The 14,115-nt window shown below is 35.3% G+C and carries 19 protein-coding genes; 13 read left to right on the top strand and 6 right to left on the bottom strand.

Features of this window, described 5'->3' with window-relative positions; all coding sequences use genetic code 11:
• The first annotated feature begins 4 nt into the window (after positions 1-4).
• The 5 genes from HHU08_RS18490 (at position 5) to HHU08_RS18510 (ending at position 1,955) form a co-directional block, all read left to right on the top strand.
• On the top strand, positions 5-481 hold the full coding sequence (locus tag HHU08_RS18490; RefSeq protein ID WP_016202390.1) for a Na+/H+ antiporter subunit E: 477 nt from the start codon (positions 5-7) through the stop codon (positions 479-481).
• The gene (locus tag HHU08_RS18495; protein ID WP_016202391.1) at positions 481-768 is read left to right on the top strand and encodes a Na(+)/H(+) antiporter subunit F1; all 288 of its coding nucleotides are present in this window, start codon (positions 481-483) and stop codon (positions 766-768) included. Before HHU08_RS18490 ends, HHU08_RS18495 begins: the two co-directional genes overlap by 1 nt.
• Entirely contained in the window at positions 749-1,111 is a 363-nt protein-coding gene (mnhG, locus tag HHU08_RS18500) for a monovalent cation/H(+) antiporter subunit G (RefSeq protein ID WP_016202392.1), read from the top strand. Before HHU08_RS18495 ends, mnhG begins: the two co-directional genes overlap by 20 nt.
• Before the next feature lie 108 nt (positions 1,112-1,219).
• Positions 1,220-1,402 carry a hypothetical protein gene (locus HHU08_RS18505; RefSeq protein ID WP_016202393.1) on the top strand — a complete coding sequence of 61 codons (183 nt, stop codon included), beginning with the start codon at positions 1,220-1,222 and terminating at the stop codon, positions 1,400-1,402.
• Between the two features lie 172 nt (positions 1,403-1,574).
• Entirely contained in the window at positions 1,575-1,955 is a 381-nt protein-coding gene (locus HHU08_RS18510; protein WP_205835645.1) for a hypothetical protein, read from the top strand.
• Positions 1,956-2,149: 194 nt separating this feature from the next.
• Here HHU08_RS18510 and HHU08_RS18515 read toward each other — a convergent pair whose 3' ends face one another.
• Complete coding sequence (locus HHU08_RS18515; RefSeq protein ID WP_016202395.1) at positions 2,150-2,341, bottom strand: hypothetical protein; 192 nt, start codon at positions 2,339-2,341, stop codon at positions 2,150-2,152.
• Between the two features lie 244 nt (positions 2,342-2,585).
• Here HHU08_RS18515 and HHU08_RS18520 point away from each other — a divergent pair, with 244 nt between their 5' ends.
• From HHU08_RS18520 to HHU08_RS18530, 3 genes are read left to right on the top strand one after another with little or no spacing between them, the layout of a single operon-like run.
• The gene (locus HHU08_RS18520; protein ID WP_205835646.1) at positions 2,586-3,353 is read left to right on the top strand and encodes a glucose 1-dehydrogenase; all 768 of its coding nucleotides are present in this window, start codon (positions 2,586-2,588) and stop codon (positions 3,351-3,353) included.
• A gap of 43 nt (positions 3,354-3,396) precedes the next feature.
• The gene (locus tag HHU08_RS18525; RefSeq protein ID WP_016202398.1) at positions 3,397-3,885 is read left to right on the top strand and encodes a hypothetical protein; all 489 of its coding nucleotides are present in this window, start codon (positions 3,397-3,399) and stop codon (positions 3,883-3,885) included.
• Between the two features lie 2 nt (positions 3,886-3,887).
• Positions 3,888-4,901 carry an alpha/beta fold hydrolase gene (locus tag HHU08_RS18530; RefSeq protein ID WP_169189016.1) on the top strand — a complete coding sequence of 338 codons (1,014 nt, stop codon included), beginning with the start codon at positions 3,888-3,890 and terminating at the stop codon, positions 4,899-4,901.
• 214 nt (positions 4,902-5,115) lie between these two features.
• On the opposite strand, the gene HHU08_RS18535 is transcribed toward HHU08_RS18530, so the two are convergent.
• Positions 5,116-6,618 (bottom strand): leucyl aminopeptidase, encoded by a 1,503-nt coding sequence (locus HHU08_RS18535; RefSeq protein ID WP_169189017.1) that lies wholly within the window; start codon positions 6,616-6,618, stop codon positions 5,116-5,118.
• Between the two features lie 407 nt (positions 6,619-7,025).
• Between HHU08_RS18535 and HHU08_RS18540 the strand changes: the two genes are divergently transcribed.
• On the top strand, positions 7,026-7,502 hold the full coding sequence (locus HHU08_RS18540; RefSeq protein WP_101729209.1) for a divergent PAP2 family protein: 477 nt from the start codon (positions 7,026-7,028) through the stop codon (positions 7,500-7,502).
• 632 nt (positions 7,503-8,134) lie between these two features.
• On the opposite strand, the gene HHU08_RS18545 is transcribed toward HHU08_RS18540, so the two are convergent.
• Complete coding sequence (locus HHU08_RS18545; protein ID WP_101729210.1) at positions 8,135-8,842, bottom strand: 3D domain-containing protein; 708 nt, start codon at positions 8,840-8,842, stop codon at positions 8,135-8,137.
• A 316-nt stretch (positions 8,843-9,158) separates the two neighbouring features.
• Here HHU08_RS18545 and HHU08_RS18550 point away from each other — a divergent pair, with 316 nt between their 5' ends.
• Positions 9,159-10,151, top strand: a complete 993-nt coding sequence (locus HHU08_RS18550) for an NAD(P)/FAD-dependent oxidoreductase (RefSeq protein ID WP_016202402.1) — start codon at positions 9,159-9,161, stop codon at positions 10,149-10,151.
• Between the two features lie 158 nt (positions 10,152-10,309).
• Here HHU08_RS18550 and HHU08_RS18555 read toward each other — a convergent pair whose 3' ends face one another.
• Complete coding sequence (locus tag HHU08_RS18555) at positions 10,310-10,675, bottom strand: HesB/IscA family protein (protein ID WP_016202403.1); 366 nt, start codon at positions 10,673-10,675, stop codon at positions 10,310-10,312.
• 315 nt (positions 10,676-10,990) lie between these two features.
• Between HHU08_RS18555 and HHU08_RS18560 the strand changes: the two genes are divergently transcribed.
• On the top strand, positions 10,991-11,677 hold the full coding sequence (locus HHU08_RS18560; RefSeq protein WP_169189018.1) for a DUF2225 domain-containing protein: 687 nt from the start codon (positions 10,991-10,993) through the stop codon (positions 11,675-11,677).
• A 58-nt stretch (positions 11,678-11,735) separates the two neighbouring features.
• Here HHU08_RS18560 and HHU08_RS18565 read toward each other — a convergent pair whose 3' ends face one another.
• A complete protein-coding gene (locus tag HHU08_RS18565; RefSeq protein ID WP_016202405.1) occupies positions 11,736-11,972 on the bottom strand; it encodes a YuzB family protein in 237 nt (78 codons plus the stop codon).
• 203 nt (positions 11,973-12,175) lie between these two features.
• Between HHU08_RS18565 and HHU08_RS18570 the strand changes: the two genes are divergently transcribed.
• Positions 12,176-13,249 carry an NAD(P)/FAD-dependent oxidoreductase gene (locus HHU08_RS18570; RefSeq protein WP_016202406.1) on the top strand — a complete coding sequence of 358 codons (1,074 nt, stop codon included), beginning with the start codon at positions 12,176-12,178 and terminating at the stop codon, positions 13,247-13,249.
• A gap of 52 nt (positions 13,250-13,301) precedes the next feature.
• Here HHU08_RS18570 and HHU08_RS18575 read toward each other — a convergent pair whose 3' ends face one another.
• On the bottom strand, positions 13,302-13,625 hold the full coding sequence (locus tag HHU08_RS18575; protein ID WP_016202407.1) for a YuzD family protein: 324 nt from the start codon (positions 13,623-13,625) through the stop codon (positions 13,302-13,304).
• Positions 13,626-13,837: 212 nt separating this feature from the next.
• On the opposite strand from HHU08_RS18575, the gene HHU08_RS18580 reads away from it, so the two are divergent.
• The gene (locus tag HHU08_RS18580) at positions 13,838-14,074 is read left to right on the top strand and encodes a NifU family protein (protein ID WP_016202408.1); all 237 of its coding nucleotides are present in this window, start codon (positions 13,838-13,840) and stop codon (positions 14,072-14,074) included.
• Positions 14,075-14,115: the final 41 nt, after the last annotated feature.

Consider the following 14,115-nt stretch of genomic DNA (forward strand, 5'->3'; position numbering starts at 1 on the left):
GACAATGGCTTTTCAATTATTATTAAATTTCTTAATCAGTTTTGTTTGGATGTTTCTGAAAGGTTCCTTCGCTCCAGACACATTTCTAATCGGGTTTATTATCGGATTAATGCTCATTTATATTACAAGAAGATTTTTCACCGATAAGTTTTATTTATATCGAGTTGTTTCCATTATAAAACTTTTAGGTATTTTTCTAAGAGAACTAGTACTTTCCAATATTGCGGTGTTAAAAATTATACTTCGACCAAGGCTAAGAGTGACACCCGGAATTTTCGCCCTAGAAACAGCTTTAACAAAGAATTGGGAAATAACGATCCTTTGTAACCTTATTACCCTCACACCTGGAACGCTTGTTGTGGATATATCTGAGGACAATAAAATTCTCTATATTCATGCGATGGACATTCGTGATAAAGAGGCTACAATCAGCAGTATCAAAAATAGCTTTGAAAAAGCGATCCAAGAGGTGAGTCTTTAATGTTCCAAACGATCATGCATATATCTTTACTTATCATTTCTATTTCGACTATTTTATTCATTTATCGAGTTGTAAAGGGACCATCCACCCCTGATAGAGTGGTTGCACTTGATGCAATCGGAATTAATCTTGTTGCTATTACTGCTATTTTATCAGTAGTATTAAAAACTTCGGCCTTTTTGGAAGTTATTCTTCTTATTAGTATTTTAGCCTTTATTGGTACGGTGGCTTTTTCTAAGTACCTGGAGAGAGGAGTAATTATCGACAATGACCGAGACAATCATTAATATTATTATAGCGATTCTTATTCTCTTAGGAGCCTTATTAAGTCTAATTGCAAGCATTGGAGTATTGAGGCTACCAGATGTGTATACAAGAAGTCATGCAGCATCGAAATCAGCGACGCTGGGAGTAATGTTTATTCTCCTTGGTGCCTGTCTGTATTTTTTCCAATTAGAACAAATTTTTAATTCTCGTTTAATTCTTGCGATTGCTTTTATTTTCTTAACATCTCCCGTAGCTGGGCAACTTATTATTCGCTCTGCTTATAATAGTGAAGTACCAATGGCAGAGGAAACGATAAGAGATGATTTAAAACAGGCAAAAGATGCAGCAGAAAGAAGCAAATAAGCCATGATTTGCCTAATGAACCATTGTTTCGGTGGGTTTAGCTTGTACAAAATAGTGAATAATAAGGACGTCCTTCTATTGGACCAAAACATCATAGGAGAATAACATATGAAGAATATTCGTGAAGGATTAATTCCCACCGTCCTAGGAACAGCCGTTACAACTGCTGGTATCGTAATGAAGCAAAATCGGAAAATTGATTCCATGATTTCCAATACTGTTTTCGGTTTCGGACTAGCGCATGTTGTCTTAGGAGCAATTGACTTAGTCGAACATCGCAATAAATTTTAAGAAAAGCGAAAGCGCGTTGAATAATCGATCCCATTTTAAAGACTTGAAATCAAAGGCAAATTTGCCCTTTAAGTGATTTCAAGTCTTTATTTTTTAGCGCTAATCATATTCTCCCTCTATAGAGAATATGATGGAAGAAGTTAGAATTTTATGTACGAAAGGAATGGCTACTATGTACCAAGCTCTTTATTATCATCGCAATACTACTACTTCAGCAGCATTCCATCCATATCTTCATTACCCAATTTATTTTCGAGAATTTCCCGAGGTAAATCCTGCTAAACTTATGGATTCTGCTAAGGATACATTAACACTTTTACCCGACGTGGAAGCATGTTTAAATCAATTAGTTAATTCCCCTGACTTTTCTAAAAACTTAATGAGTGCCGCCCAATTATCGAAAACAGCAACGGTTGAACAATTAATTAAATCAATTGGTATAAAAGAAATTCCGAAGATATCTTATAATCCAGATGGAATAACGTTAAATTTTGACCATAAAAATAAGCCCCCACATTGCTGCTATTTGTCTGTTCAATTAAGATGGCGCTAAACCCTCTTTTCATGAATAATAGATTATTTCAGACTGTACATAAGTTCAGCCTGAAATAATCTAAACGAAACGCTATTTATTTTTTAAATTTTTTCTCAATACTCGTTATTACTTTCTCTTAGGAAGCTCGTTGATTTTACCTCTATCAAGTAGGATCTTCATTTATGGTAAAAGCTACATATAACCACGATATTTTAGTAATAAGGATAAGGTCCGTATGGTACTGGGCCATATGGGACTGGACCATATGGCACCGGGCCATAAAACGGTCTAGGTCTAACTAAAGCTCCGCCTAATACTCCGCCTAATAAACCGCCCACAAATGGTGCTGCAAACCAAGCTCTGGAATCTTGCTGCGGATATTGATAAGGATATCCATGCATCATTCACAATTACCTCCACTCTCTTTTTAGACTTATTTCTCTCTCTCTATTTTCTATGCGAATGCCCTCTTTTTGGACTGGGCTATCGCCTGTTAATCCTAAATTTCCAAATAGGACAAAGCCATCACTATTTGTAAATAAGGAAGAATTAGGATAGGCATAGGTAAATCCATTAATTTATTCACCCTTAGGACATTGCTTGTCTATACTATATGGAATAGATGTCGCAGGAGGAATGGTAAATAAAATGAATTCACTTTTGGATTTCACGAATAAGACAGCAATTATCTCTGGAGGGAGTCGAGGATTAGGAGAACAGATGGCTACTACATTAGGGGAAGCAGGTGCTAATATCGTCATTTGTTCGAGAAACATAGAACAGTGTACAAAGACAGCTACTAAGTTACAGAATAAAGGGGTAAACGTATTAGCCCTTCCTTGCGATGTATCCAAAAAAGAGGAGATAGACCGTGTTATAAGTAAAACAATCGCCAAATTCGGAACGATAGACATCTTAATTAATAACAGTGGTACTTCCTGGATGGCACCTTTTCTAGATTATCCAGAGGACAAATGGGACAAAGTGCTCGAGGTTAATCTTAAAGGTTCTTTTTTATTTTCACAGGCAGTCGCTAAACAAATGGTGGAGCAAAAACAAGGCAAAATTATCAATGTTTCTTCCGTTACAGCATTTAATGGTACACCACCACAATTATTAGATGCGATTGCGTATAACACAAGTAAGGGTGCACTTATTACGTTAACTAAGGAATTAGCTATAAAATTAGCCCCCTACAATATACAAGTAAATGCGATTGCACCAGGATTTTTCCCGACAAAAATAACGACAGTATTTGAAGACCATTATAAACAAATTACTGCCAGAATTCCGGCAGGACGTTTAGGGGAACTAACTGATTTAGACGGAATTATTCTTCTCTTGTCCGGAGAAGCATCCAATTATATCACCGGACAAACTATTGCCATTGATGGTGGACTTTCTTCAAGTCTATAAGTAAAGTGCAAGCTAAAAAAAGAAAAGAAAGAGGGATAGGAAAATGGCTCATGTTACAATCGACTTTTATGAGTTATTAAAAAAAGGTGGAACATTGCTACAATATCGATTAAATAATCGAATTAAAAATAGCTTAAATCAAATGTCTATCATTGATTTAACTAATTCAAAAGCAAATCCATTAACCAACAAAATAGATCAAATTCAAAATTACACAGAACAATTAAGTAATTATATTAATCTTCCTACTAAAACAGATTTAGCGAATGCAACCCAACTAATTCTTCAATCTGAAGAAAAAATTGATAGTCTAGATGATCAATTATTTGAATTAACAAATATGATGAAGGAAGTTAAACAACTAATCGAACAACTAGGCAGTAACCCTTCTGATGATTATTCCAATCAATTGACCAATAAAATCACCGAGCAAGAGCAAAGAATTTCTACTCTACAAAATGAATTAGTGCAAGCAAGACAACAATTGGATTCCCAAAAAGAAGAATTCAACTTTACTAATCAGGCGATATAAAAATGGCAAAAAAAAATCTAGCTAATTTCATTCATACCTTATCGTACGATCCAGTTGTCGGGCAATCAGAAAGATATGCAATATGGAAGAAAAATAAAGCAACGTTGTGGTACTACCCTGCTAAAAGAAGAAAATACAAAGAATCCATCTACCTTATTTATTCTATCGTAAATAAACCATATATTCTCGACTTAGGTCCTTCTATGAGTTTAATCGAGGCGTTTAATACTGCAGGATATGATGTATATTTAATCGATTTTGGTATACCTGCATATGAAGATCGCCACTTAACAATAGATGATTATATAACAAAGTACATTCAGCAAGGATTTAAAAGGGCAATTCGACATGCCAGAACGGATTCTTTTACAGTCATTGGTTTTTGTCTAGGAGGAACACTTGCTACCATATTTGCTGCATTAGATAATCGTCATATAAAAAATTTAATTCTAGCTGTTTCGCCTATCGATTTTTCTGCTTTTCCTGATTACAATAATTGGCTGATGGCCCTTCGCGAAAATGAATTACAGATTGACGAACTTATTGATAAAATGGGGATCATTCCACCAGAATCGGTAAAATACGGGACAAGATTACTTGTTGCCCCCTTGTCATTCAGTCATTATTTAGCACTTCTCAATCGTTCTGGAGAAAAGAATTACACCGAGAAATGGGCAAGAATGAACAAATGGACACTTGATCATATTCCAGTTGCTGGTGAAACATTTAAACAAATTATGAATGATTTTGTAAGGGATAATAAAATGGTTGAGGGTGGATTAACAATCAATGGAGAAGAAATTGATTTCTCTAACATCCAATCCAATCTACTCGTATTTTCCACCAAAAATGATCCTCTTGTTCCTAGTTCACTTTGCGAACCAATCATGAATCTTGTTTCAAGCAAAGATAAATCCTTCGTTTTATTTGAAGGAGGGCATGCTGGTCTTGTTGCGAAATCACATATGCCAGAGCCGATGGAATCTTGGCTGAGAGCTCATAGTACGTCTATTTAAAAAGATGCCAAAGCCCCGTTTCTTATAAGGGCTTTGGCTAATTACATATATATGATAAAGAAAACTTTCACCAGTGGTTTTTTATCCTCTCCCACTGATGGCTAGTTGCACTTATCGGACCTTTACAGGAAAGCTTCCACACCTAGTAGCTTCCTCGATTTTCCACAGCTTGAGCTGGCGGCTTGCTGTCCGTTAAGAGCGAGATAAAATATCTTTATTTTGCACCTTCAAATCTTTCCACAAATAGTGCTAAAGTTCTTGTCATGACGCCCGTTGCACCTGCTTGACCTAAATCAGTTGTTTTACTTTGCGTTGACGTTCCAGCAATATCTAGATGTACCCATGGAGTTTCCTCTGCAAATTCTCCAATAAATGCACCACCCATAATTGCATGCCCTGCTCCACCTGGTGAATTATTTAAATCAGCAATCGGGCTATTGCGTACTAATTTCTTATGACTATCAAAAATAGGCAATCTCCACATTTGCTCGCCCGCTTCATAGGATGCTTCTAGCACTTGTTCAAATAATGATTCATTATTCGTCATGGCACCAGTTGTCTCCATCCCTAATGCAGTGATTACCCCACCTGTTAGTGTTGCAACATCAACAAGATAATTAGCTCCATGATGTTTAGCATAGGTTACTGCATCTGCTAAAACTAACCGACCTTCTGCATCCGTATTTAATACTTCAATTGTCTTTCCACTCATAGATGTGATAACATCATCTGGTTTAAATGCATGACCACTTATCATATTGTCAGTAGATGGAATAACGGCAACAACGTTTTGTTCTGGTCTTAATTCTCCAATAATCTCCATTGCCCCAAGTACTGCTGCAGCTCCACCCATATCTGTTTTCATGCCAACAATACCTGCTTTTGTCTTAATAGAATAGCCACCTGTATCAAACGTAATCCCTTTTCCTACTAAGCCAATGACATCTTCCCAGTTTTCTTTTCCTTGATATTTTAGAACAATCATTTTAGGAGGCTCGGTAGAACCTTGGTTTACTGCCAGTAACGCACCCATCCCAAGCTTTAGCATATCTTCTTTTTCTAAGATTTCTGCTTCAAATCCATATTTTCCTGCTAATTCTAAAGCAAAATTAGCTAGATCTGTTGCCTTTAACATATTTCCTGGTAGATTAACTAGCGTACGAGCAGAGTTTGTTGCTTGTCCATATACATAACCTACCGTTAGTGATGCCTTTACTTCTTCACCTTCCGCATTGCTATAGACGGTAATTTCCATAATTTCCTTTTCAGGTTCATTAGACTTTTGCTTATAGCCTGCAAATTCATACGTAGAAAGCCCAAATGCTTCACTGCATGCATGCGCAACATCCTGTGCTTCATTCTGTTCTGTTACAAAGGAATCCAAATAAATAGCTGTTTCCACCCATTTTTCACTTTTAATACGTTTAAATGTTGCTCCAAAGATTTCTTTTAGTTCATCAAAAGAAAGTTCTTTTTCCTTGCCTAATCCAACAAAAACAATTCTTTTTGCTCCAATTTTTCCAAAAGTATGTATAACCGTAATGGATTTTTTCTTTGCTGAAATATCGCCATCTTTTACTAGATTGGTTAACTCTCCATCAAAGCGTTCATCTAATTGTTGAAGCTTTCCTTCTAATTTAATAGATTTATCAAATAACCCGACAATGATACTTTCATGGTTATTTTGCAATTCCCATTCTGACTGATATGAAAACATATACTCATTCCTCCATTCATTTCTTCTTCCATTATAACGAATTTATTCATCATTTCGTATAGCTAATTAAATTTTCTAACATCTATTCTGCAAATATAAAAAGATTTTTTCGAATTTAAGTAGAAAGCTCGATAATTGGTTATGTTATAATAAGATAAGTGGAAACGCAAAAATTAGAGGCGTAGTCAATGCTATCCTAATAGGCAACCATAATGGCATTTATTACTCTTCGATGGCTTTAAAAATATACATACATAAAGAAAATCATTACACTCTATTATTAACTCCACTGTCTACCTCCTTATTTCCATTAACATTCCTTATATGAAAGATTAATAATGAGTTAAATAAGGTATACATACTAAAAGTACTACAGATTCTACCAAGAAATGACGAGGTGTTTTTTTATGGAACTACTAGCTAACTTCCCTTTACTTGCGAGCTTATTTGCAATCTTTTTTGCACAATTTGTCAAAGTACCGATTACCTTTTTTGTTACAAAAAAAATTGATTGGTCTTTGTTAACTAGTACTGGAGGCATGCCAAGTTCTCATTCAGCCGCTGTGACCGCCCTTTCAACAGGGATTGCACTTCAAACAGGATTTGATTCACCAATATTTGCTGTTGCTGCAATCTTTGCGATTATCACTATGTTTGATGCAACAGGGGTTAGAAGGCAAGCAGGAGAACAAGCCATTGTTTTAAATCGTTTAGTAAATGATTTTAATAAGTTCTTAAACGAAGCAAAAGGATGGCAAAACAAACCAGAACAAGAAAAAAGAAAAGAATTAAAAGAATTATTGGGACATAAACCAATTGAGGTATTTTTTGGTGGACTAACAGGAATTCTATTAACACTACTTTTACATATGTTAATTTATTAATACTGCTATTTGAATAATAAAGACGCTGGGACAAAACCAATATATAATGCGTAAAGACGAACAATCTCTCATTTAGTAGGAAAACCAATTCGTTCCATTGCGCTACAGACCCTCGCTTTCCGCGGGGAGCAACCTAAGCCTCCTCGGCTAAAGCCTGTGGGGTCTTAGGCTTTGCTCTACTTCCCGCAGGAGTCGAGTGTCCTCCGCTCCATTTCACCCCGTTTTTAAAGGTTGTTTCGTTCCATCATTTTTTAATAAAGAAAATATAATTATTAGGAAAAACGGAGCAGACTGAATACACGTAGACTCCTATGGGAGCTGCGAGAAAGTCCGAGACCCTGCAGGCGAAGCCGAAGCGGCTCGGCGCTCGCCCCATGGAAAGCGAAGTGTATTCAGTCTGCGGGTGACTACCACAAAACCCATTCAGAATGAAAAAAACAAACAATTATACGAAAATTTGATTAACATCTCCATATAATTGTTCAAATTTATCCTTGGTTAGAATACTGTTGTTCCAGCCTTTAATTCTAGTATAAAAATGTGGATATTCTAAAGGAAGGCTCACACAAACCTTCTTGACTCTTGTAAAAAACACTTTCTATAAGACATCGGTTTTCGATTTATCTATGTAATTATTTATTTTCTGCTTTAGTATACTGTTGACGGAATACTTGCATAGATTCTTCTTCATTTAATGAACTTAATGTTTCTTCTGTTAATTTCCCTTTACCCATTTCCACTATGTATACATCGATTGTTTTCTTGCCCCATTGGCTATAGACGTCATCTACGGTTTCATAGTATAAATCTAATTTATTTCCATTAATTGCTGAACCAGTATCAGCAACTACTCCAAATCCATAATCAGGGATGAAAAGAATAGTACCAATTGGAAATACACTAGTATCAGCAGCAATTGTACTATATAAATCTCTTTTTACTTTTACTCCTGAATAAGTGATTCCAAACTGGGGATGCCCAGGATTCTTACCTGTTGATTCATATCCAGCTGTATATCCAGTTGCAACGACTCTTTTTGTTGGATATTGTGACCAATCTTTCATATTTTCTAGCAAAGGAGGTTTACCTGCAACCTCTTTACTTGATGAAATTTGTGTTTTGTCCACTAATACTTTTTTAAAGCTTTTTAATGCTACACCAATTTGCTTTATTGTATGATCAAACTGATCGTTATCTTCGCTTGCTTCTACTTGTTCGTAACTGCTATAATTTATCGAACTAGCCTTTACACCTGAAATTGACTGAAATGTGGTTAGTAGTGCTGCCATAAAAAGTAGAACCATGCCTACCCTTCTAAAAAACTTTTTATAAAAATTCATATTTTTCACTCCTCCCAAAACTATTCATTTCCCATATTCAAAGAATTTATTCATAAATAGTTAAAAAGCGGAACTTTTCCCCTAGTAAAATACCAAATAATGCAAAAAAATATCAGTTAGGATACACTAATCGATTGTTTCTTATTCCTTCCACTAGTCAATAATCGATGTTAACAGAGGAAAACTACCAAATTTTAACTATACCATTTTAAAAAAGTAGGATGTGGTTCTGCTGAAGATTAAAAAAGTGAGAAATCATAATCATTGTGATATGATAGCTTGTAGAATCAATCTTTATTAGGAGGGTTTAGGAAAATTGGAAGAAAATCAAACCATTTATGATATTACAGTTATTGGTGGTGGACCTGTTGGAATGTTCACTGCTTTCTATGGAGGGATGAGACAAGCAACCGTCAAAATCATTGAAAGTCTCCCTGCACTTGGCGGTCAGCTTACAGCACTCTATCCTGAAAAATATATATATGATATTGCTGGATTTCCGAAAATTCGCGCTCAAGAGTTAGTTGATAACTTAGAAGAGCAAATGAAAAAATTTGAACAGTCTATCGTGCTAGAACAAGCTGTTCAAACGGTTGAAAAACAAGGGGATGGTATTTTCAAAATCACTACAGATAAAGAAGTACATTATTCCAAAACAATTATTATTACAGCTGGAAACGGAGCATTCCAACCTCGTAGATTAGAATTGGAGCAAGCAAAAGAATTTGAAGGAAAAAACCTTCATTACTTTATCAATGACTTAAATCAATTTGCAGGAAAAAAAGTAATGGTGTTTGGCGGTGGGGATTCTGCCGTAGACTGGGCATTAATGCTAGAGCCTATTGCTGATACCGTTTATCTAGCACATAGACGCGATAAATTCCGTGCACATGAGCATAGCGTAGAAAACCTTAAAAATTCAAAAGTTAACATTAAAACACCTTATATTCCTTCTGAATTAGTGGGAGATGAGGAGATTAAACAAGTTATTCTTGAGAATGTAACAACACAAGAAAAAGAAATTATTGATGTAGATGCAGTCATTGTAAACTACGGATTTGTTTCTTCCTTAGGTCCAATTAAAGAATGGGGCTTTGATATTCAAAAGAACTCCATTGTTGTTAACAGCAAAATGGAAACGAATATTCCAGGTATCTATGCTGCAGGCGATATCTGCACATATGACGGAAAAGTAAAATTAATTGCTACTGGATTCGGCGAAGCACCTACAGCTGTTAATAATGCCAAAACATATATGGATCCGAAAGCGCGAGTACAACCGCTTCATAGTACTTCTTTATTTAAATAAACCTACTAAGACGGAGGACAATCTTTTGCTTCTTTTTCACAATTCATTGAATTGCTCTTGAAAAAACAAAGATTGATAACAGTATTTTATTTGTTGCTAACAAAAAACACGACTATCATCTAATTGAATAGTCGTGTTCATTATTCAGCTCTTCGTAATTAGCACTCTTCAGGTGTCCCAGCCACTTTTGCTGTACGGAAAGATGACCCACAACCGCATGAAGCAATCGCATTTGGATTATCGATGGTGAAGCCTCCGCCCATTAGAGATTGTTTGTAATCAATTTTTGTTCCTTTTAGAATTGGACCATCGTTTTGATCTACTAAAACACGAATACCAAATTGCTCAAACAATTGATCATTCTCTTCTTTTTCTGGTGAAAAGCCCATTCCATAAGATAAACCACTGCAGCCTCCACCTTTTACTGCTACTCTTAAATAAGAATTTTCTTCGTCATTTTCCTTCATCATTTCTTTTATTTGAAGAGCAGCGGCTTCTGTTATGTGTACAATTTCTTCTGTCACTGTCCATTCTCCTTTCAACGTATCATTATTTTTTATTATATACCTCTATTCCCAACTACTCAACTGAAGGGACTTGTGTAAAACCTGGTAACAAAAGGTTACGTATTGTTGCAAGTATTTGCAAAATAATCATTTGTTACCTCATCATAAATACAAATTTATCCGTTTTCCTTTCCCACTAAAACCGACAGATACTCAAAACAAAGACTTTTTACCTATTTATAATATTTGTATAGGAAGTATTACTCACTGTAATGTATAATAGTAAATATAGCGAATGCGCCTTATTACCCATCAAACAAAGGAGTGAGCAACTTGAACAAAATTGAACCATTATATGATAAACAATGCACTTGTTTGCTTTGTCATACTAAATTTACTACAAAAAAATTACGTTCAAGATTTGTTAAATTGGAGAAATTAGATACAGATTTTTTTCCTATTTACGCTGAGCATAATCCTCTCCTTTATTTCATAAATGTTTGCCCAGCTTGTGGCTTTTCTTACAGTGATGATACAGTTCCTTCTTTTTCTCCCGATAGTAAAATGATGCTGATTGAAAAAGTATGTTCCCAATGGATTCCTCATTCATTTGGTGAGGTGCGTAGTATAGAAGATAGTGTTAAAACTTATAAGTTAGCCGCTTATTGCGCATCTTTACGGAAGGACAAGCATATTACCCTCGCAGGTCTTCATCTGCGAATTGCATGGCATTATCGGATGTTAAATAATACAGACCGGGAAATGCGTTTTATAAACCTTGCATTATCAGAATATGAGACCTCCTATTCGGTTGGTGATTACCAAGGGACCCAAGTATCAGAATTAAGAACGATTTATTTAATAGCAGATCTTTCTAAGCGTACGAATAATCTTGAAAAGGCTACTAAATATTTTTCGAAAGTAATCGAGCAACAAAGTAGAACAGTGGAAACACAAATTGTGAAGCTTGCCAAAGAAAGTTGGCAGGAAATGAGAGATTACCAAAAAACTTTCATATAAAACAGTTTAAATCAGTGGGTTGATTTTTTCTTCTCGCCGCTGATTTAAACTGTTTTTATTAAAAAGGGTTTTCTTCTAAATATTGATAAATATTTTTCACCAGATCTTTCGAATCTTCTCCTGTTATTACTTCTCCATCTACGAGAGCAAATAACGCTTCTCCACATTGTCCACAATAACTTAAGCAGCCATACTCAATAACATCTACCGTTTCATCCTGCTCAAGCATTTCTTTCGCTTCGTAAGCACCAGATGAAAGGTTACTAAGACAAAATTCGATCAATGGTTTAAACAAACGTCTCACCTCTCTCCTGTAAATTATACTAGTTTTTTCTTGGAATTGTTGCAAAGAATACTAAAGAGAAAAAGCCATTTTCCTACTGTAAAAACGAATAAACTGTCCTAATCTTTTAATATACTCTAAGGAGAAGCTCCGACTTTTATGGACGATTTATATCGCTATAGATATCTTTGCGCTTATATTAAAGGGGGGAAAGAATGAAAAAATTAGTAATATTAGGTGGTGGATATGGCGGTATGCGCGTTTTATCCTCCATCATACCTCATTTACCATATGATTTAATGGTCATCTTAATAGATAAAGTACCATTTCACTTTCTTAAGACAGAATATTATGCAATTGCCGCTGGTACTGTTCATGATAAGAGCCTACAAATTCCTTTTCCTAATCACCCTCAAGTAAGCCTAATACAAGCAGAAGTGGAAAAAATTGATTTACACAATAATAAAGTTTGGTTGACGGGAAAAAATCCAATTGAATACGATGATTTAATTATTGGACTTGGCTGTGAAGACAATTATCATCAAGTCGAAGGTGCAGAAAAATACACTCATAGCATTCAAACCATAAGTAAATCTAAACGTACACATAAGCAGCTCCGCCACTTACCTGAGGGAGCAAAGATAGCTATTATTGGCGGTGGATTAAGTGGAGTGGAATTAGCAGCTGAATTAGCTGAAAGTAGTAAGTTACAAATATCACTTTTCGATCGTGGGGATGCTATACTATCTTCCTATCCTAAAAAAGTAAGAAATTATGTAGAACGATGGTTTAAGGACAAAAAAGTAATTGTTATTAAAAACAGTGTAATTACGCGCATAGAAGAGGATATCGTTTATAACCATGGAAGCCCGATTCCTTTTGACTGCATTGTTTGGACTGCTGGCATACAGCCAAATAAAATAGTACGTACACTAGATGTGGAAAAAGATAAGAAAGGACGAATTACCTTATCAAAGTATCATCACCTTCCTAATAATGATCGTGTGTTTGTTGTCGGCGATTGTGCTAGTTTAAAGCATCCCCCAAGTGCACAGCTTGCTGAAGGTCAAGCAGAACAAATTGCCTTTGTCCTGACATCAAGATGGAAAGGGAAAGTACTTCCAGATCATTTGCCTCCAATAAAGCTAAAAGGAGTCCTTGGATCATTAGGAAAAAAAGTCGGTTTTGGTCTCATTGCCAAAACTGCTTTAACAGGAAGAATTCCCCGTTTAATTAAACACGGAGTCTTATGGAAAGATAAAAATAAAAAAAATAAAATTACTGACTAATAACGCACTAGAGTGCTGTTTTCAATAGGAAAACAGCACTCTTTATTTCTATTTATATACTCGTATATCCGTATTTCTTAAATTCCTCATATATTTTCTTCAATTTTGGATTGCCTTCACCAACAATCTCTCCTTCAATTACGACTACTGGATAAAACAAATCTTCATCAATAATTTTCCGGCAAAATTCATTTTTATCTTCCTCGTAATTAGCTTGAAAAATATCATAGTAATTAATGTGAAAAGTTTGTTCTGGAAATTTTCTACTTAAGGCAGCTTGTAGCCATTCATATGTATCTTTAGAGGATGGCAAATTAACACAGCTTGCACAAATTTGATCTGCACCATATATACTTACTTCAATTTCTTTTTTCAAATAAAATCTCCCCCTTATATAGACACGCTTGCTAATCCTATATTTCAACACTCATAATAGTGCCTTTTTATTTATCCATTGGCTGTTTTCGTAAAGTTTGTTGCTATTATCTGCAACCTATCCATTTATTGTTTATTTAATTCGTGTTCCTTGATTATAGATTTTTTATCCTAATGTGATTATAATAAATAATAGGAAAGGAGTCGATATGTATGCAAGAAGTTGAAATAAAAGAACAAGTACAAGAAGTACTAGATAAATTACGTCCATTCCTTTTAAGAGATGGTGGAGACTGTGAATTAGTTGATGTTGAGGATGGTATTGTTAAGCTACGCTTACTAGGTGCTTGCGGAAGCTGCCCAAGCTCTACCATTACTTTAAAAGCTGGTATTGAGCGTGCTTTATTAGAAGAAGTACCAGGCGTTTATGAAGTAGAGCAAGTATTTTAATCCTTCCTACATTGAAAAGCAGAAAGAGAAAGAGGATGCGA

The organism is Niallia alba (assembly GCF_012933555.1).
GTDB lineage: Bacteria > Bacillota > Bacilli > Bacillales > Cytobacillaceae > Niallia > Niallia alba.

What these genes read in the sequence shown, in the direction of transcription:
- HHU08_RS18490 (WP_016202390.1), top strand. Translation starts at nt 5, where the DNA reads ATGGCTTTTCAATTATTATTAAATTTCTTAATCAGTTTTGTTTGGATG.
- HHU08_RS18495 (WP_016202391.1), top strand. Translation starts at nt 481, where the DNA reads ATGTTCCAAACGATCATGCATATATCTTTACTTATCATTTCTATTTCG.
- mnhG (WP_016202392.1), top strand. Translation starts at nt 749, where the DNA reads ATGACCGAGACAATCATTAATATTATTATAGCGATTCTTATTCTCTTA.
- HHU08_RS18505 (WP_016202393.1), top strand. Translation starts at nt 1,220, where the DNA reads ATGAAGAATATTCGTGAAGGATTAATTCCCACCGTCCTAGGAACAGCC.
- HHU08_RS18510 (WP_205835645.1), top strand. Translation starts at nt 1,575, where the DNA reads ATGTACCAAGCTCTTTATTATCATCGCAATACTACTACTTCAGCAGCA.
- HHU08_RS18515 (WP_016202395.1), bottom strand. Translation starts at nt 2,341, where the DNA reads ATGATGCATGGATATCCTTATCAATATCCGCAGCAAGATTCCAGAGCT.
- HHU08_RS18520 (WP_205835646.1), top strand. Translation starts at nt 2,586, where the DNA reads ATGAATTCACTTTTGGATTTCACGAATAAGACAGCAATTATCTCTGGA.
- HHU08_RS18525 (WP_016202398.1), top strand. Translation starts at nt 3,397, where the DNA reads ATGGCTCATGTTACAATCGACTTTTATGAGTTATTAAAAAAAGGTGGA.
- HHU08_RS18530 (WP_169189016.1), top strand. Translation starts at nt 3,888, where the DNA reads ATGGCAAAAAAAAATCTAGCTAATTTCATTCATACCTTATCGTACGAT.
- HHU08_RS18535 (WP_169189017.1), bottom strand. Translation starts at nt 6,618, where the DNA reads ATGTTTTCATATCAGTCAGAATGGGAATTGCAAAATAACCATGAAAGT.
- HHU08_RS18540 (WP_101729209.1), top strand. Translation starts at nt 7,026, where the DNA reads ATGGAACTACTAGCTAACTTCCCTTTACTTGCGAGCTTATTTGCAATC.
- HHU08_RS18545 (WP_101729210.1), bottom strand. Translation starts at nt 8,842, where the DNA reads ATGAATTTTTATAAAAAGTTTTTTAGAAGGGTAGGCATGGTTCTACTT.
- HHU08_RS18570 (WP_016202406.1), top strand. Translation starts at nt 12,176, where the DNA reads ATGAAAAAATTAGTAATATTAGGTGGTGGATATGGCGGTATGCGCGTT.
- HHU08_RS18580 (WP_016202408.1), top strand. Translation starts at nt 13,838, where the DNA reads ATGCAAGAAGTTGAAATAAAAGAACAAGTACAAGAAGTACTAGATAAA.